Here is an 18,134-nt window from a genome sequence, read left to right as displayed (position 1 = left end):
ATCGCGATGGCGATGCGTCTGTGTCTGTCTGCCATTTTCCTGCTTCTGGTCGCCGGCCCCGCCGGCGCCCAGGTCGGAGCGGATCTGAATATCTCGCCCAAGCGCGTCGTATTCGAGCCGGGCGAGCGCAGCGCCACCGTCTACATCTTCAATCAGGGCGACCAGCCCGCGACCTATTCGGTCGAACTGGTGGACCGGGTCATGCTGCCGGACGGCCAGATCGTGGCCGCCTCGGACCAGCCGACCGAGACCCTCGATTCCGCCAGTGCACTGGTCCAGCACACGCCCCGCCGCATCACGCTGGCGCCACGCGAAAGCCAGGCCATCCGCGTTCGCGCCCGGCCGGGCGAGGGCGGCGAGCACCGGACCCACCTGACCGTCACCGCCCTGCCGTCCGAGACGGCGGGCTTCACCGTCGACCAGGCGACCCAACCGGGCGCCGACGAGGTGGCGGTGCAGGTCATCGCCCTGTTCAGCGTCAGTATTCCGGTGATCGTGCGGGACGGCCCCGCCGACGCCCGCGCGGCCGTCGAGAACGTGTCCATCACACGGATCGACGCCGGGGAAGTCCTGTCGCTGGATCTGGTCCGGCTCGGCGCCAGTTCGGTCTATGGCGATGTCGAAATCCGTCTGGGGGACAGCGCCGATGCGCCCCTCGCCACCGCCGTGCGCGGCGTGGCCGTCTATCCCGAGATCGGCCGCCGGACGGTCGTGACCCCCCTGCCGTCGCCCATCCTGTCGGGCCAGACGGTCACCGTGATCTATCGCGACGACGACGCCCGGCCCGGTGAAATCCTGGCGACGGCGACCCTCGTCGCGCCGTGAGGTCCGTCGTGGGGGCCAGCCTCGCCCTCCTGACGCTGGCGGTCTCGCCGGAGCAGGCCGCAGCGCAGGCGCTGGCGCGCAATCTGATGATCGCGGCCGATCCCCAGCCGTTCAGCCCCAACGACCTGTTGTGGATGGAAGTCCGCGCGGGAGATGTGCAGCTGACGGATTCGCTGAACGTCTATTCCTCCCGCGCGGGCGTCTATGTGCCCCTGGGCGAGTTCTCGCGCGTGCTGGATCTGGCGGTCGGCGTCTTCCCCGCCCAACGCCGGGCTGAAGGCTGGGTCATCTCGCCGGATCGCCAGTTGACCGTTGATCTGGCCTCGGGCCAGGCCCGCGTGGCGGGCCGGACGATCCGGTTCAGCGCCGATCAGGCGGCCATCTATGACGACGACCTGTATGTGCGGCTGGATCTGCTGGAACAGCTTCTGCCGGTTCGCCTGAGCGCGGACACGGCGGCTCAGGTCATGGAGTTGACCGCGACCGAGGCCTTGCCGTTCCAGCAGCGCGCGGATCGCGAGCGCCGGCAGGCCACTCTGGGCGCCTCGCCGTCCGACCCCGCGGCCGTGCACATTGCGACCCCGTACCAGCTGTTTACGCCTCCGGCCTTCGACGTGAACCTGGGCGGCCTGCTGGGTCGGGATGGGGTGGATCAGGCGGGGCGTTATGACATCCGCGCCGCTTCCGACCTGCTGTGGGCGGGGTTCGAGGGCTATGTCGGCTCGAACGAGGACGGCGAGATCAACGATGTCCGCGTCCTGCTGACCCGTAAGGATCCGGGCGGTCGGGCGCTGGGCCCGCTGGGCGGGACGCGTGCGGGGCTGGGTGACGTCTTCACGCCCTCCATGCCGATCGGTGCGGCCGGCTATGCGGGGCGGGGGCTGTTCTACACATCGGCCCCGCTGGAGAACCTGGATTTGGCCACGCCGCTCAACCTGCGCGGGGAACTGGCGCTGGGCGAGGAGGTCGAGCTCTACGTCAATGAGGTGCTGCAGGCGGCCCAGACGTCACCGGTCCAGGGGCGCTACGAGTTTCTGGATGTGCCGCTGGCCTTCGGTCTGAACACCCTGCGTCTCGTCTTCTACGGCTCCCAGGGCCAGTCACGCGAAGTCGTCCGGCGCATCAATTTCGGCGCCGGTCAGGTCGAGGCCGGGCGGCTGGTGTTCCGGTTCGGCGTCGTGGAGCAGGGACTGACGGTCTTCGACGTCGGGGATCGCCCGGTCACCGGCGCGACCGGCGAGGCGCGGATGACGGTGATGGCCGACTATGGCCTGTCGTCCGGCCTGACGCTGAGTGGCGGCCTGTCGCGGTTCACGCCGGACGGAGCGGAAGCGCGGTCGCTGGGGACTCTCGGCCTGCGGGGCTCGCTGGGGCCGGTGGCGGCGCAGATCGACATGGCCTTTGACGATACCGGCGGTAGCGGCGGAACCGTCGGTCTGGCCGCCCGCCCGTTCGGGGTTTCAGTGGTGGCGCGTCATTCGGAATACCGTGGCGGTTTCATCGACGAGACGCGTCAACTGGGCGTGGTCGATCTGGCCCCGCTGCGCAGTGCGACCGACCTGCGGCTGGATGGCCAGGTTCAGGGGCCGGGCGGGCTGGCGGTGCCGGTGTCGTTCAACCTGCGCCAGCTCCGCCGGATGGACGGCGTGCGCGTCACCAATGCAGACCTGCGGGCCTCGGCGCCCATCGGGCGCTACTACGCGTCCAGCAGCGTCGCCTATGAGGATGATCAGGGCGCAGGATCGGGCCGCCCACGTTGGCTGGGCTCGACCGATGTGGCGACCCTGGTGTCATCGCGGCTGCAACTGCGCGGCGGACTGTCCTACGAGCTGTCGCCGGATCCGTCGCTCGAAACGGCCTACGCCACCGCCGATTGGCAGGTCAGCGACGCCCATTCGCTGCGTCTCGGGGTCATCCGCACGCTGGGGCCGCAGTCCGCGACCAGTCTGCAGGCGTCAAACCTTTGGCGGGCGAAGCGTTTCGATCTGGCGTTCAATGCGTCCTATGAGAGGGAGTCGCGCGAGTGGCGTGTGGGCCTGCAACTGGGCTTCGGGTTTGGCTACGACCCGTTCGCGGGCCGCTACCGCCTGACCCGCCCGGGAGCCGCCGTCGGCGGATCGGTCGCCGTCAACGCCTGGGTCGACGAGAACGCCGACGGCCTGCGTCAGGCGGAGGAGCCCGGCGTGCCCGGCCTGATCGTCGACACGCCCGTCGGCCCGGTCGAAACGAGCGAAGAGGGCCAGGCCGTTGCGGTGGGACTGGGCGATGGGGCTTCGGCCCGCATTCGGCTGAACGCGGAGGGCGTGGACGATCCCTTCCTGATCGCCGGTCCGCCGGGTCTGGAATTCACGCCCCGTCCGGGTCGGATGGCGGTCATCGACTATCCCATGCGCCGCAGCGCCGAGCTGGAGCTGACGGCGCGTCTGCGTCGCGCCGACGGCGCCCTGCGTCCGCTGGCGGCCTTGAATGTCGAACTGGTGTCGGCGGACGGCAAGACCGTCGTCCCGGGCCGGAGCGACCACGCGGGCGTGCTGTTCTTCGAGGGGGTGGCCCCCGGAGACTGGACTGTTCGGCTGGAAGCGGACCAGTCCCGCCAACTGGGCCTGCGTCAGGTGGCGCCGGTGACCGTCAACATTCCGGCGACCGGGGGCTTCGTGCGCGGCGGCGCGGTGCTGATCGAGACCGGACCGGAGGCCGTGCCATGAGACGCCTTTTCGCCGGTCTTTGCGCGGTTCTGATGTTGGCCGGCGCCGGTCAGGCCCAGGCCGATCCGACGGTGACACGCTCGCCCGCGACCGCGCCGACGCTGGGGACGGTCATCCGCGGGTCCAGCGCCACGACCTTCTCCGTGACGGCGGCAGGCGCGGTGACCCGCACCTCGGGCAACGCCATCCGCCTGACCTCCAGTTCGGTGACGACACCGACGATCACGATCAACTGCGGCCTGTTGAACCTGAACGGCCTGTGCGCCCTGCGTTATATCCGGGTGACGATCACGCCGGTCACCGGCGCCGGGCCGGCGACGATCACGCGCCTGCGGGTTGGCTCGATGACCGGCGGCAGCTATCGGACCGGCTCGGCGCCGGCGGAGGCCTCGACGCTGACGTTTGATCTCAATCCGCTCGGCCTGCTGACGACCGCGACCTTCAAGCTGGGCATGGATGTCCAGCTCGCGGCCAACGCCGCCAGCGGTCAACGGACCTTCGACTACCTGATCACAGTCCAGTTCACGACATGACGCCGGTTCGTCTTCTGATCCTCACGGCCCTGATCGCGGGGACGCCCGCCGCCGCCGTGGCGCAGTCGGCAAACGGCTCGGCCTCGCTGACCGTGCAGCGCGGATTGAGCATCTCGACGGTCAGTCCGATGCGGCTGCAACCGAACGAGCCCGGCGTGGCGCTGTCGGTGACCGGCTCCAATCTGGTCGATGCCCCGGCGATGGTCCAGATCAGCGGCGATCCGGGCCGGGTCTATCGTATCCGCCTGCCGCAGGGCGAGGCCGACCAGGACGTCGCGGTGATCGAAGATCTCAGAATCTGGAGCGCGAACTCTGGCGATATCTCCGAAACGCGGGTGGCGCGGCTGGACCTTCAGGGCCACGACCTGTTGCGGGTGTCCGGCCGGCTGCGGATTCGGCTCGATAACGAGGGCGAGGCTGTCGCCGCCCTGCCGCTCAGCATCGACTACGAATAGGCCGCCATGTCGCGGCGGATGGCGGCGATCAGGGCCTCGACGTCTGATCGCGCGGGGCGATCGCCCGCAGCGAACTGACCGTCGATGTCCTTCGCCTGTCTGCCGATCTCGCTGAAGCCGAACAGGCCCGCGGCCCCCGCGAGGCCATGCGCCAAGGCCTCGATGTTCTGTTCATTGGAGTGCTGGAGCGCGAAGGCCAGGCCGTCGGCGTCGGAAAGCGCCCGCTCCCTGAAGCGCAGGCGGAGCGCGGCGAGGGGATCGTCGCTCATGCGGGCCGTCCGGCCAGCAGGTCCCGAACCTGTCCGGCGAGGGTCATGGGATCAAACGGCTTGGTGATCACGCCGATGGCGCCGAGGTCGAGATAGCGGTCGCGCTCGCTGGCCTGCACCCGCGCGGTCATGAAAATCACCGGCGTCTCTTCCAACCCGGGTAAAAGCCGCAACCGGGCCAGTGCGCCCGGGCCGTCCAGTCGCGGCATCATCACATCCAGCAGAATCACATCGGGTCGGAGGCCGCCTTCCAGCAACTGAAGCGCCACTTCGCCGGACTCGGCTGTCGTCAGGACGACGCCGGGGTCGAGATCCAGCGACAGTCCGGCGACCTCACGGATATCGGGTTCGTCATCAACGTGGAGTACTGCGAGCGAACTCATCGGGGACCTCCCTTTGCGGTCAGACGGCGAACGGTGCGCACCAGCCCGGCGAGCGAGGTGCGCGACTTGACCAGCACCGCCTCGACCCGATGGCCGAGGGCGGCGTCCATTTCCTGCGCCGAATAGACAATGACGGGTACGGACTGGCCGTCCCCGTCGTCGAGGTCGGCCAGCAGCTCCAGACCCGATCCATCAGGAAGGCCGAGGTCGAGGATAACCAGATCGGGCCTGCGGGTGTTGAGGGCGGCGCGAGCCTCGGACAGGGAAGGCGCGGGGATGACCTCCGCGGCTCCCGCCAGGGCCGAGGCGGTGACCGCGAGGATATCGGGGTCGTCATCGACGTGCAGGACCACCGGGCGCCGCTTCTCCAGCCGGTCGAGAATCCCGGAAACGGCGGAGCGCAGTCGGGTCTGGTCAAACGGCTTTTCAAGCCAGTCGATAACCTCCAGCGAGCGGCCCCGGGCCCGGCCGCGGGCGATGTCGGCCGAGACCACGACGACGGGCAGATCGCGCGTTTTCGGGTCGGAGCGAAGGGTGCGGATCAGGCCGACCCCGTCGGCGTCCGGCAACTGAAGGTCCACCAGGACGGCGGCGTAGCCGTCTCCCCGCACTGCCGCCAGCGCTTCGCGAGCGGTGGCCGCGATGTCGGCGGTGAACCCGTCCTCGGCCAGCATGGTGCGCAGCACACGGGCCGCATCGGCGTCGTCCTCGACGATCAGCAGGTGCGGGCCTTCGCCCTCGGCGGGCTCGGCGGGCTCGGCGTCCTCGAGGTCCAGCGGCAGGTCCATGTGGAAGGTCGCGCCCTCACCGGGGGCGGACTCGAACCATAGCCGCCCCCCGTGGCGCTCGGCGATCTCCCGCGCGATGGCCAGGCCCAGGCCGGTGCCCCCCTTGGCGCGGGTGTCGGACGAGTCCGCCTGGGCGAATTTGGAGAAGATGCGCGCGCGGAATTCGTCAGGAATTCCGGGGCCCTGGTCGCGAACGCTGAGGCGCGCGATCCGGGTCTCGGGCTGGACTGAAACCTCGACCTCGCTGCCGGAGGGAGAGAATTTCACGGCGTTGGAGAGCAGGTTCACCACCACCTGGATCAGCCGGTCCGTGTCCCCCCTGACCGGGGCCGTCGGGCCATCGCTCAAACGCAGTGACACCTGAAGGTCTTCCGCCAATCCGTGAACATTCTCGATCGACCGGGCCGCGATATCGCGCAGATCGACGGGCGCCATGTCGAGGGTCATCTGCCCTGACTCCAGCTTCTCCACGTCGAGAATGTCGTTGATGAGCCGCACCAGTCGCTGGCTGTTCGAATGGGCGATCGCGATCAGCCGGGCGGCCTTGTCCGGCATGGCGCCCGCCACGCCGCCGGCCAGCAGGCCGAGAGAGCCCGCGATAGAGGTCAGGGGCGTGCGCAACTCGTGACTGACGGTCGAGACGAACTGCTGCTTCATCTCCTCGATCCGGCGCCGGTCCGAGATGTCGCGCACCACGGCGACCATATGGATCCCGGTCGGCAAGGGCATGAGGCTGAGCGCGACATCGACGGGGAAGGTGGAGCCGTCACGGCGCTTGGCCGTCAGTTCGCGCACGACGCCGTCCCCCGTCTCTCCGTCCCGAAATCCGAGCCGGGAAAGGAAACCTCTCGAGGCGTCGCCGTTGCCGTCCAGGTCCAGCAGGACAGAGATGTCGCGTCGCACCAGTTCCGGCCCTGACCAGTCGAACATGCGCGCGGCGGCGGCGTTCATGGTCTCGATACTGCCGCTCGGGTTCAGGGTCAGGATGGCGTCGATGGCGCTGTCGAAGATGGCCTCCTGCCGTGCGGCGGTCGTGCGCACCTCGGCCAGCAGGGCGCGGCGGGTGCGGACATAGCGCCAGCCCAGCAGGGCGGACATGAACACGGTCGCCAGCAGCAGGCTGAACAGCCCGGCGACCAGCCTCTGGGTCGCCGTCCCACGGGCGGAGGCGCGGCCGATCAACTGATCGAGGGACTGGGCCTCGGTCTTCACCATGCGGTCGATGACCACGCGAATATCGTCCATCGCGGCCTTGCCCGCGCCGGCGGCGACGAAGGCCAGCGCCGCGTCCCGCCCCTCGCTCTGGCGGGTCCGGATGCCCTCCGAGAGGGTCGCCTGCTTGCGGTCCACCAAGGCCTCAAGGGTGATGACATCCGCTGTCTGGGTCGCGTCTGTGGCGTAGAGGCGTTCCAGACGTTTGACCTGCGTCGCCAGCGTGGTCTCGGCCTCATCATACGGCTGGAGAAAACGCTCATCGCCGGTGATGATATAGCCGCGCTGGCCGGTCTCCGCGTCCTGCAGCAGGGAGAAGACGCTCAGGATTTGCGCACGGGTGGCGTGCGACCGCTCGATCTCGGCCCGAACCTCGCCCTCGCGCCGGAATTCCCGCGCCAGTTCGAACCCGATCCCGCCCAGGGCGACGCAGACCGCCACCGCCGCCGCGAGGATCAGGAGCGCGGCGTGACGACGGGAAACCAGCACCGGCTGCATCATCTGCATGGCCCCGGACCTTGGCGAGGGTGATTCAACATGAACCGTAGAGTGCGCACCTTTCCGCCGACTTCAACTCTCGCGAGATGGTTTCGCTCCGATCGACGAATTCGGGCTCTGGTTTCACACAATCGGTCGCCCGGTTTGTCCGGGCCGGAACGAGGCCCTAGATAGAGCCCATGGCGAAACGCCCCGCGACCCCCAAGAAGACCCTGACCGCCGCCAACCTCGCCGTTCTCGGCGCAGACCGGCTGGCTGCCCTGCTGATGGAGGTCGCCGGCGGCGACGCCCTGTGGAAGCGGCGCTTGCGGATGGAGCTGGCGAGCGAGGTCGGTGCGCCTGACCTCGCGCTGGAGCTGGACAAGCGCCTGACGGCGCTGGGTGATAGCCGGGTGCGCGTCTCATGGCGCAAGCGGCCTGAACTGGTCCGCGACCTGCAGAGCCTGCGCCGCATGATCGTGGATCGGCTGTCCGAGCTGGACGCCCGGCTGGCCTTTGACCGGATGGTGGCGTGGTTCGATCTCTATCCCGGTCTGGCCCTGCGCGTGAAGGATCCCAAGGGCGAGCTGGCCCTGCTGTTTGACGGCGCGACGGCCGAGCTGGCGGCTCTGGCGTCCGCCCTGGGGCCCGACGGCGCCGTGCCGGTCCTGTCGGATGCGCTGGCGACCCGGCTGTCGGACTGGGCGTCGTGGATCGGGCGGGGCGTGGGCGACCTCAGCCCGGCCGTCGCCGGCGCCCTGCTGACCGATCTGACGCAGGGCAGGCCGCGGCCGACGGGGAAACTCGCGCTGGTGGTGCGCAAGCTGGCGGAACGCAGCGGCGATCTGGACGCTTGGATCAGCGCCATTCCCGACGACGACCGTCATCGGCCGGAGGTCGGCTCCGTCATGGCCTCAAGACTGGCCGCCGCCGGTCGGGCAGGGGAGGCGCGGGCGGCGCTGGAGGCCTCGCGGCCCGCCCCGCCGCCGGCATCCCGCTGGGGCCGCAGGTCCGAGCCGGCGCCCCCGCCGCCCGAAGCCTGGCTTGAGGCCGAAATCACGGTGCTCGACGCCGAAGGCCGGACCGCCGAGGCCGACGACGCGCGCTGGGCCCTGTTCGAACGCACCCTGTCGCCGGACGCCTTGCGCGCCATCATCGCGCGCTTGCCGGATTTTGAGGATGTGGTGGCCCTGGACCGCGCCTTCGCCCACGCCGCCGGCTATTTCGACCCGGTCAAGGGGTTGGCCTTCCTGATGGGCTGGCCCGCCCTGCGGGAAGCGGCGGAGATGGTCGAGGCGCGCGGCGGTGAGCTCAGGGGCGGGCATGAGGACACCGCCCTGTGGGCGTCCCGCCTGTCCGCGCGCTATCCAGCGGCGGCGCTGATCCTCCTCAGGGCGCGGGCGCGAACCCTGATCCGGCTGGGCTCCGGCATGAGCGATGAGGTCGAGGGCCTGGTCCACGAGGCCGAGAGCCTTGCGACCGATTCCGGCGACGACGGCCATGCCGCCTTCGTCGCCGGTCTCAGGACCGACATGGGGACCTATCGGGCCCCGCGCCGCTAGAGCGAACTCCGGAGCCTGAGCCACGGCATCAGCCGATCAGGCTCTGGCAGCCCGTCGTGGCGGGCGGCATGGCCGGGGAGGCCAGGCCGGTGTTCCAGTTCCAGCCGATCGTCCCGGTCGCCCGACGCCGGCACATGGTCTGCTCATGCAGTTCGAACATGCCGGGAAACAGGGCGGTCCCGGGCGTCGGCGCATCGCGGAACACCATCCACGACGCGGTGTCGCCGTAAGGGGTCCACGCGGGCGCATCGGCGGCCTGCGGTTGTCCGGTGCGGACGAAGCTGGTCCAGTAGCCGACCATGGCGTCCGACAGCCGTCGCTCATCCGCCGTGTCAGGGACCCTCGGCCAGGCCGGGGGCGTGCGGTCCAGCGTGCCGAAGGTGAAGGGCAGCTCGCTGGCGTGGAAGCCATGCAGGCCCGCGTTATCCGCCGCCGGATAGCCGTGGTCGAACAGATAGAGGAAGGACGGTTGGCCCGCCGCCGTCTGCGACCGCACCATCCGCTCGGAGGTCCAGCCGTAAAGGGCGTCGCGGCTGGTCGCCAGAATACTCTCGCCCATATTCGAGGACGGGTAGAGGCGCAGGAAGGCGTCGGCCATGTCGCCATAGCGCTCGCGGATCATCCGCTCGTAGTCGGCGGCGCTGCCGGGCGTGGCCGGCGCCAGCATCCGCAGCGACCGGATTTCGCCGCTGTTGAAACCGGCCAGCACCGGAACCCGGGCCTGTTCGCCGCGGTCGAACGTATCGACGATCTGGCGCGGCAGGACCTTGCCGTCCACGACGCCGAAGGTCGCGAAACCGCCCATGGTGGCCCGGTCGGTCAGGGTCTGCGGGTCCATGCTGCGCAGCGCCCGCAGGCTGGGGGCCTGAAGGGTTCGCGACAGGGCCGAGCCCGCGCCTTCCGCCGACGGCGCCCCGAAGCGGGCGGTCTTCAGCTCGGGCGTGGAGATCATGTAGGCGCTCTGGGCGATGGCCCGGTCGAACAGGCCGTCGGCCAGCGGCGACGCCATCAGGTACAGTACGCTCAGGGCGCCAGCGGACTCGCCCGCGATGGTGACATTGTCCGGATCGCCGCCAAAGCTCTCGATATTGCGCTTCACCCACTCCAGCGCGGCGACCTGATCCATCAGGCCGTAGTTGCCGGAAATGCCCAGCGGGGTCTCGGCGCTGAGGTCGGGGTGGGCCAGCCAGCCCAGGACGCCGAGGCGGTAGTTGATCGACACCACCACCACGCCTTCGCGCGCCAATCGGGCGCCGTCGTACAAGGTCTCCTTGCTGGAGCCGCTGACCAGCGCCCCGCCATGGATCCAGACCATGACCGGCGCCTTGCCGGTCGTGGACGGGGTCCAGACGTTCAACGTCAGGCAGTCCTCGCTCGTCGCGCCGATATTGGCCGAATAGATGGTCTGGACAACGGGCGTCGGCTGGATGCAGGCGGCGCCGAACCGGGTGGCGTCGCGCACGCCGGTCCAGCGGGCGGCGGGAGCGGGCGGACGCCAGCGCATCTCTCCGACCGGCGGGGCCGCGAAGGGAATGCCCTTGAAGTTGGCGATGCCGCCGTCCGTCGCGCCGCGCACGGCGCCGGCCGGAGCGGTCACGGTCTGGGCGTGAGCCGGGGCGCCGGCGATCAGGGCCAGGGCGCTGACCGCCAGGGAGAGCAGACGCCTCATCAAGCCGCTCCTCCCGCGCGCGAGGTGTCCCGACCGAGCCGGCGCGCAAGCAAGAGGAACAGGCCGATCGCCACCAGATAGACCGGAGCGAGGGTGAAGAGCGCGGTGCGCAGCGAGCCGAAGTGGTCGCTGGCGAAGCCGACGTAGGTCGGCCCGACCGCCATGCCGATGAAGTTCATCACCAGCAGCAGCAGGGCGCCGGACATGACCCGCTTGTTGGGCGCGACCTCCTCCTGAACCAGCGCCACCGACGACGACAGGTAGAAATAGTTCATCAGCGTCGGCCCCAGCAGGATGACCAGCGCCAGCGGCCAGGTCGGCGCCCACAGGAAGGCCAGATAGAAGGGCAGGGCGACCATCAGCGAGAGGGCCGGCAACAGGGCGTAGGCCGTCTTGGAGCGGCGCGTGAAGCGGTCGATCAGGAAGCCGGAGGCCAGAATCCCCCCGCCCATGCCGAACAGGACGATCAGGGCGAACCAGATCGACAGTTCCTGCGGCGTCATTCCCAGTTCCCGCTGCAGATACAACGGTGTGAAATTGCCGAAGCCATAAGTGATGATCTGGGTCACGCCGCTGCCGAGCGCGGCCAGCAGCAGGGTCGGGTTGCGGAAGAAGTCGACCACCGTGGCCCAGAACGGCGCCTTGGCGACGACGGTGGTTGTTGTTGCGGCGGTGGCCGGGTCCAGCCCGCCGCGCTTCGGTTCCTTGACCAGAAGGGGCGTCACTAAGGCGGCCACAACGCCGAGGACGCCGATCGCGATGAAGGCCTCGCGCCATCCGAACTCCGCGGCGATGCGGGCCCCGAACAGGACGCCCAGCGCCATGCCCAAAGGCGGTCCGAGATTATAGAGGCCCAGCGCCAGACCGCGGCGCCGCGGCGGGAAATAGTCGGTGATGATCGCATAGGACGGCGGCACGCCTCCAGCCTCGCCGAAGCCGACCGTCATCCGCGCCACCGCCAGCTGGGGGAAGGTCTTGGCCAGGCCGCAGGCGATGGTCGCCGCGCTCCAGATGCCGCAGGCGATGGACACGACCCAGACCCGGTTCGTCCGGTCGGCCAGCCAGCCGACCGGGATGGCGATGAAGCAGTAGAAGAACGCGAAATAGAGTCCGCCGAGCAAACCCAGCTGGCTGTCGCTGATGTGCAGGGAATCCTGGATCGGCTTGGCCAGGATCGACAGCAGCTGCCGGTCCAGGAAGTTCAGCACATAGATGAACCACAGGACGCCCAGGGCGACCCAGGCGTTTCGGCCCACCGACGGGGCTTTGGATGGGATCGGCGTCGCACTCATGGTGGTTTCCTCGGATGCGGGCCTGATGGTCCGTCTATTTTTGGAAAGGGGCAGCGGGCGGGGTCAGCGCAACTTGGTCATCATTGCCGGCCTCACGACGTCGGGCGTCCGCACGGTCGCGGCAGATGCCGATGAAGCCGTGGGCCATGAAGGCGGCCATTCGTTCCTTGATGGACTCGAAGTCGTCCGACCTGCATTTCCCGCCCGACAGTTGATCGATCCGGCCGGTGCGGGCGAGGCTGAGGGTCAGGGCGCCGGTGACGAAGTGGTAGCCCCAGAACAGGTCTTCCTCTGTCGCGTCGGGCATGGCCTGCTGAAGAAGGCCGATGAGGCGAAGGACGACCGGGTCATACAGGCGATCCATCACCTCGGCGCCCCAGGTGGGGGTGTTGTTGATCTGGGCGCTCAGGGCGCCAAAATGCCTCCAGCCGTCGCCACCGGTCGAATAGGTGTCCAGATCGGTATCGAGAAAGGCCCGCAAGGCGCCTTCCACGGTCGGCTTGCCGCCGGTGGCGGCGGCATAGGCGTCCAGCGCCTCCATCCGGCGTCCGCTGGTCACGGGCGCGCGCCGCGCCATGACCTTGTCGAACACCTCCTGCTTGTCGGTGAAATAGTAATGGACCAGCGATTTGTGGACCCCGACCTTTTCGGCGATGTCCTTGATCGTGACCCCGTAAAAGCCGTGTTTGGAGAACAGCTCCTCCGCCGCATCCAGCAGTTGCTCAAGGCTTTCAGCGCGCTGTTCGGCCTTGCGGCGCGGTATGCGGGGCGGAGTGGTCATGGCGCGAACCTCTGGACGGTCCGGCGCGCCCTCACGGTGAAGCGCCGACTCGATTATGGAGACGGCGGTCATCCTATGCGGCCCCATAGGTGGCGCGAAGTACGGTCTTGTTGATCTTTCCGGTCGCGGCCAGCGGCATGGTCTCGACCTGCACGATCCGCTCGGGGATCCACCAGTCGGCGACCTGTCCCTTCAACGAGGCCTTCAGTTCGGCGTCGTCGATTTCCTGACCACGCGCGGGCTCGATCACCATCAACGGACGCTCGCCCCACTTGGGGTCCGCGCGACCGATCACGGCCACCAGACCGACCGAGGGCAGGGCGCCGACGATCTCCTCGATCTCGACCGGGTTGATCCATTCGCCGCCGGACTTGATCAGATCCTTTGACCGGCCGGCCAGCGTCAGGTTCCCGGCATCGTCCAGCGTCGCCAGATCGCCGGTGTCAAACCAGCCGTTCGCATCCACAGCGGGCGCATCAGCACCGAAATAGGCGTTGACGACGCTCTGACCCTTCACCTTCAGATGGCCGACGGCGTTGCGTTGCTCGGGCAGGGGCAGGCCATCCGCATCGGTCAGCAGCAGGTCCAGTCCCATGGGCGGGCGGCCCGAACCGCGCGCGGCGCCCGGCTGGCTGCTGCGAGGGGAAATGGCGCCCAACGGCGAGAGTTCGGTCATGCCCCAGCTGGTCTGGACCGTCGCGCCGAAGCGCTCTTCCATGCGCCGCAGCAGGCTGTCGGGGCAGCTGGAGCCGCCGATGATGATGCGCTCCAGACTGTGGGTTTCGCCACCCACGGCGTCGAGATGGTCCAGAAGGCCCAGCCAGACCGTGGGCACGCCGACGGCGACGGTGACCTGATGCCGGTCGATCAGTCGCGCCAGGCTGGCGCCGTCCGTGACGCGTCCCGGCAGGATCAGGTTGGCGCCGACCGCCGGGGCCGCGAACGGCAGTCCCCAGGCATTGGCGTGGAACATCGGCACCGCGACCAGCACATTGTCGTCCGCGGTCAGGGCGAAGGAGTCCGCCTGTAGCGCCCGCAGGGTATGCAGGTAGTTGGAGCGGTGGGTGTAGGCGACCCCCTTGGGCGCGCCGGTGGTCCCGGAGGTGAAGCACAGGCCGGCCAGGGCGGTCTCGTCGACCAGACCCCAGTCCGCGGGTCGACCGCGATCCGCCAGCAGGCCTTCAAGATCGATGATGTCGGTCCGTCCGGCTTCGGCGGTTTCACCGTCCAGCAGGATCAGCCGCTCCAGCGATGGACAGGCGTCCAGCAGGGCCTCGGCCACGTCGCGCAGGCCTGCGCCGACGGCCAGAACACGGTCGTCCGCCTTGGCGACCATGGCCGCCAGATGGGCCAGGGTCAGACGGGGGTTCAGGGTGTGGCAGACCATGCCGACGCCCATGGCGGCGTACCAGACCTCGACGTGATGCTGGGTGTTCCAGGCGAGGGTCGCGATGCGGTCGCCGGGCTTCAGGCCGAGGTCGAGCAGGGCCCCGGACAAGCGGTTGGCCCGCCCGCGCAGCGAGGCGTATCCGATGACGGCGTCGTCGCCGCCGGCGCCCGCCGTGACGACCTTCGCCTCGCCGTGCCACTTCGCGCCGTGATCGAGGAAACGATCAACGGTCAGGGCATAGTCCTGCATGGGGCCGGGGAAGGAGCCGATCATCCTTGAGCGTAAGTCCGTACGATTACTGGGGCCGGAGAACCGGCGAAGAAAAGGGGCGGCGACCGCGGGGCCGCCGCCTCCTCAGGGCTTAGAAAGTCCGGGTCAGGTTGACGCCGAACTGCCGCGGCGGTCCGGCGTAGCGCAGGCCCGAGTTGATCGCGGCGATGTAGGTCTGGTCGGTCGCGTTCAGCGCATAGGCCGCCAGCGTCCAGTTGTCCGTCTTGTAGCTGAGCAGCAGGTTGACCAGATTGCGGGCCTCCAGCTGGTCGCCGAGGGCCGGGTTGTTGAAGATGCTCGTCCACGACTCCGCGATGTGCGCGTAGTCGATGCGCGGCGACAGGGTCGCGCCGTTGGGCAGGTGGAAGTCGCGCTGGACGCCGATGTTGAAGGTGAATTCAGGGGCATAGCTCTGGCTGTTGCCGCTGAGGTTCAGGCAGTTGGCGCTGGCCGGCCCCGTGCTGGCGTCACAGGTCCCGGTGCGGGTGATGCGAGGATCGGCGGCGAAGAAGGTGCCGAGCTCCGACTTGGACAGGGCGGCCCCCACGTCGAGGGTCCAGTCATTGATCCGCGCCTGCGCCGACGCTTCCAGCCCCATCAGCACGGTCTCGTCCTGGACGTTGACGATCGAGCTGAACAGCGGCGTGGTCGGGTCGCCGACAACGACCTGGAAGCCCTCATAGGTCATGTAATAGGCGCCCAGCTGGGTGCGGACGCGACCGTCGAACAGGGTCGACTTCCAACCCAGCTCGTAGTCCACCACGTCTTCAGGACCGAAGGCGCTGGCCGGGACATAGAAGTTGGGCGCGTTCAATCCGCCCATCTTGAAGCCGTTGGCGACGAAGCCGTAGACGAAGTTGTTGTCGTCCACCTTGTAGTTGATGCTCAGCTTGCCGGTGGTCTTCTCGGCCGTGACCTCGTCATTCTGGAGCAGGACCAGACCGAAGGCCGGATAGGTCGTGTAGACGTTCTCGTTGCGCGAGGTCGATTCCGACCAGCGGGCGCCCAGCTGCACCTGCAGCCGGTCGGAGATGTCATAGCTGATCTGACCGAAGACCGCCGTTGTCTCCTTCGGAGTCTCACCGAAGATGTAGTAGTCGAACCCGCCCTCGGGGAATCCGACGTGATAGGCGCCCTGCGGGAAGGTGGTGACCGGGAAGGTCACGTGATCCTGCTGCCAGAAGGCGCCGACCAGCCAGGTCAGGCGCTGATTGTCCGGCGAGATGATGTTGAACTCCTGCGACCAGACGTCTTCCTCGACGCGGTCATAGAAGGTGTTGTTCAGCGCGCTGGTGCCGTCCAGATCGGTCGAGAATTCGCTGATGCCGTCCTGATAGCCCGTGATCGAGCGCAGGGTGATGCCGTTGTCGAGCACATAGCTGACGTTCAGCGACACGCGGGCGGTTTCGTCCTGACCCGAATGGGGGCCGTTGGCGGTGATCTTGAACGGATCGTTGGTGGCCAGGGCCGGGTCCGCCGGATAGCCGCCGAAGTCGAGGTTGTTGTAGTCGCCCTTCAACAGCACCGTCAGGGCCGCCGTCGGCGTCCACAGGAAGCTGGCGCGCACGCTGTTCGATTCCACATCGCCGGGACTGCCGCGATACGGGCCGGTGATCTCGTGGAAACTGTCGCGTTGCTCGCTGTTCACCGCGAAGCGGGCGGCGAGGGTTTCTGACAGGGGCACGTTCACTGCGCCCTGGAATTTCAGATTATTGTAGTTGCCGATCTGGCCCATCACATAGCCGTTCACGCCCGAGAAGTCGGGGTTGCGGGAGGTGATGAAGACGGCGCCGCCCGTGGCGTTGGTGCCGGCGAAGGTGCCCTGCGGCCCCCGCAGCAGCTCAACGCCGCCGATGTCGTAATAGGGCTCGGTCTGGAAATAGCCCGGGAAGGTCGGGACGCCGTCGCGGTAGGTGGTCACGCCCACGCCGATGGCGGTTGTGGGCTCGGACTTTCCGATTCCGCGGACGTTGAAATAGTTGCCTTGCCCGAAATTCTGGACCGTCGTCGACGGGGCCACGAACTGCAGCTGCTCCAGCGAGAAGACCCCCCGGTCCTGCAGGTTTTCACCCGTGAGGACGGTCGCTGCGACGGCGGTGGTCTGCAGGTTGGTCGTGCGGCGTTCGCCGGTGACGACGACCTCTTCCAGCGCGGTCGAGTCCTGCGGGTTGTCGGTGCGTTGCGGCGCAGAGTCCTGAGCCTGGGCGGCTCCGGCCCACAGCAGAACGGCAGCGGATGTGGTCAGCCAGAGCTTGCGCCCCATGGTCTTCCTCCCTCGATGTTTCCTCGAACGCTCTGTCGGCGTCGTGGCGTGAACGTCTCACCGATTCCAGACCCCGTCAATCCTCACCCGTCGGCTAGTGAAGATTGACCTTTCGGCCAACATCAGCAGAGTGCGGTCGTTCCGACGGGGCGAGGCGGCCATGGCCGCGACAGGGAGACCAGCATGAGCATCGATCTGACGGGCCGCGTGGCCATCGTGACAGGCGCGGGCGGCGGACTGGGGCGCAGCCACGCGTTGGCGTTGGCCCGTTATGGGGCGAAGGTGGTCGTCAACGATCTGCAGCCGGCCGCCTGCGAAGCCGTGGCGGCCGAAATCGTGGCCGCCGGGGGCGAAGCCTTGCCGTGGACCTGCAGCGTCACGGATCGCGAAGGCGTCTTCGCCATGGTGGCCGGGATCGTCGAGCGCTGGGGCGGGATCGATATTCTGGTCAACAATGCGGGGATTCTGCGCGACCGCACCTTCGCCAAAATGGATCTGGATGACTTCGCCCTGGTGCTGGATGTCCACCTGATGGGATCCGTCAACCTGACCAGAGCGGCGTGGCCGCATATGCGCGACAACGGCTATGGCCGGGTGATCTTCACCACCTCGTCGTCGGGCCTGTACGGGAATTTCGGCCAGGCCAACTACGGCGCCGCCAAGATGGCCTTGGTCGGGCTGATGCAGACGCTGGCGCTGGAGGGGCGAAAGTTCAACATCCACGTCAATTGCCTGGCGCCGAGCGCCGCGACGCAGATGACCGAGGGGCTGTACTCCGACGACGATCTGAAGGGCCTGTCGACCGATCTGGTCAGTCCGGGCGTGGTGGCTCTGGCCAGCGAGACGGCGCCGACACGGACGATCCTTCTGGCGGGCGCGGGCGCGTTCGAACAGGCCCACATCACCATGACGCAGGGCATCTATGTCGGTGACGCGCCCGACGCCGCCGACCGGATCGCGGCGCAGTGGCAGAGCATAGCCGACCGCGCGGCCGAGCAGGTCCCCGAGTCCGGCGCCGCGCAGTACACGCATGAGGTCGCGCATCCGGATCGGACCGCGAAAGACGCCTTGAATGCGGCTTGAGAGCGCTGACTGTTTTATCGCTCTGCGACGCTTCCGGCGGGAAAGGAGTCCCGATTTCGCCGAACGCGCGCACTCACGTCCGCGACCGGTACGAATGGACGCAATTCCGGGACGCCTGAGCATGGCGTAGCGCTGCTACGCAAGCGATAAGCGGCGCCTAGAATCAGGGTTTCTGAT

General features: G+C 68.3%; 14 protein-coding genes. 6 read left to right on the top strand and 8 right to left on the bottom strand.

Translation table 11 applies throughout. The features are described from left to right. The first annotated feature begins 6 nt into the window (after positions 1-6). The 4 genes from ACW174_RS00195 to ACW174_RS00180 are packed head-to-tail and all read left to right on the top strand — an operon-like array spanning position 7 to position 4,518. Positions 7-825, top strand: a complete 819-nt coding sequence (locus tag ACW174_RS00195) for a fimbrial biogenesis chaperone (RefSeq protein WP_492015684.1) — start codon at positions 7-9, stop codon at positions 823-825. Positions 826-833: 8 nt separating this feature from the next. Further along, positions 834-3,530, top strand: a complete 2,697-nt coding sequence (locus ACW174_RS00190) for a hypothetical protein (protein ID WP_492015683.1) — start codon at positions 834-836, stop codon at positions 3,528-3,530. Further along, a complete protein-coding gene (locus ACW174_RS00185) occupies positions 3,527-4,063 on the top strand; it encodes a hypothetical protein (protein ID WP_492015682.1) in 537 nt (178 codons plus the stop codon). Before ACW174_RS00190 ends, ACW174_RS00185 begins: the two co-directional genes overlap by 4 nt. After that, positions 4,060-4,518 carry a hypothetical protein gene (locus tag ACW174_RS00180; protein WP_492015681.1) on the top strand — a complete coding sequence of 153 codons (459 nt, stop codon included), beginning with the start codon at positions 4,060-4,062 and terminating at the stop codon, positions 4,516-4,518. The genes ACW174_RS00185 and ACW174_RS00180 overlap by 4 nt, the downstream gene beginning before the upstream one ends. Here ACW174_RS00180 and ACW174_RS00175 read toward each other — a convergent pair. Genes ACW174_RS00175 through ACW174_RS00165 form a run of 3 tightly spaced genes read right to left on the bottom strand, consistent with a single transcriptional unit; the run spans position 4,509 to position 7,677 of the window. Then, on the bottom strand, positions 4,509-4,787 hold the full coding sequence (locus tag ACW174_RS00175; protein ID WP_492015680.1) for an Hpt domain-containing protein: 279 nt from the start codon (positions 4,785-4,787) through the stop codon (positions 4,509-4,511). The genes ACW174_RS00180 and ACW174_RS00175 overlap by 10 nt on opposite strands. Then, the gene (locus tag ACW174_RS00170; protein ID WP_492015679.1) at positions 4,784-5,170 is read right to left on the bottom strand and encodes a response regulator; all 387 of its coding nucleotides are present in this window, start codon (positions 5,168-5,170) and stop codon (positions 4,784-4,786) included. Before ACW174_RS00170 ends, ACW174_RS00175 begins: the two co-directional genes overlap by 4 nt. Then, positions 5,167-7,677, bottom strand: coding sequence for a CHASE3 domain-containing protein (locus ACW174_RS00165; RefSeq protein WP_492015678.1), 2,511 nt, complete (start codon positions 7,675-7,677; stop codon positions 5,167-5,169). Before ACW174_RS00165 ends, ACW174_RS00170 begins: the two co-directional genes overlap by 4 nt. Positions 7,678-7,847: 170 nt before the next feature. Here ACW174_RS00165 and ACW174_RS00160 point away from each other — a divergent pair, with 170 nt between their 5' ends. Next, positions 7,848-9,209 (top strand): DUF6880 family protein, encoded by a 1,362-nt coding sequence (locus ACW174_RS00160; RefSeq protein WP_492015677.1) that lies wholly within the window; start codon positions 7,848-7,850, stop codon positions 9,207-9,209. A 28-nt stretch (positions 9,210-9,237) separates the two neighbouring features. Here ACW174_RS00160 and ACW174_RS00155 read toward each other — a convergent pair whose 3' ends face one another. The 5 genes from ACW174_RS00155 to ACW174_RS00135 form a co-directional block, all read right to left on the bottom strand. Next, positions 9,238-10,878, bottom strand: coding sequence for a carboxylesterase/lipase family protein (locus ACW174_RS00155; protein WP_492015676.1), 1,641 nt, complete (start codon positions 10,876-10,878; stop codon positions 9,238-9,240). Then, positions 10,878-12,170: a spinster family MFS transporter gene (locus ACW174_RS00150; protein ID WP_492015675.1), complete on the bottom strand. Its 1,293-nt coding sequence runs from the start codon at positions 12,168-12,170 to the stop codon at positions 10,878-10,880. Before ACW174_RS00150 ends, ACW174_RS00155 begins: the two co-directional genes overlap by 1 nt. 34 nt (positions 12,171-12,204) lie before the next feature. Next, a complete protein-coding gene (locus ACW174_RS00145) occupies positions 12,205-12,951 on the bottom strand; it encodes a TetR/AcrR family transcriptional regulator (RefSeq protein ID WP_492015674.1) in 747 nt (248 codons plus the stop codon). Positions 12,952-13,024: 73 nt separating this feature from the next. Then, positions 13,025-14,614, bottom strand: a complete 1,590-nt coding sequence (locus tag ACW174_RS00140; RefSeq protein WP_492015673.1) for an AMP-binding protein — start codon at positions 14,612-14,614, stop codon at positions 13,025-13,027. 88 nt (positions 14,615-14,702) lie between these two features. Beyond that, positions 14,703-16,874, bottom strand: coding sequence for a TonB-dependent receptor (locus ACW174_RS00135; protein WP_492015672.1), 2,172 nt, complete (start codon positions 16,872-16,874; stop codon positions 14,703-14,705). Between the two features lie 183 nt (positions 16,875-17,057). Between ACW174_RS00135 and ACW174_RS00130 the strand changes: the two genes are divergently transcribed. Further along, the gene (locus ACW174_RS00130) at positions 17,058-17,957 is read left to right on the top strand and encodes an SDR family NAD(P)-dependent oxidoreductase (RefSeq protein WP_492015671.1); all 900 of its coding nucleotides are present in this window, start codon (positions 17,058-17,060) and stop codon (positions 17,955-17,957) included. Positions 17,958-18,134: the final 177 nt, after the last annotated feature.

The organism is Brevundimonas sp. AVps31 (assembly GCF_058681355.1).
Note: the sequence above shows the minus strand (reverse complement) of the source record. Positions and strands in the feature narration are given on the sequence as shown.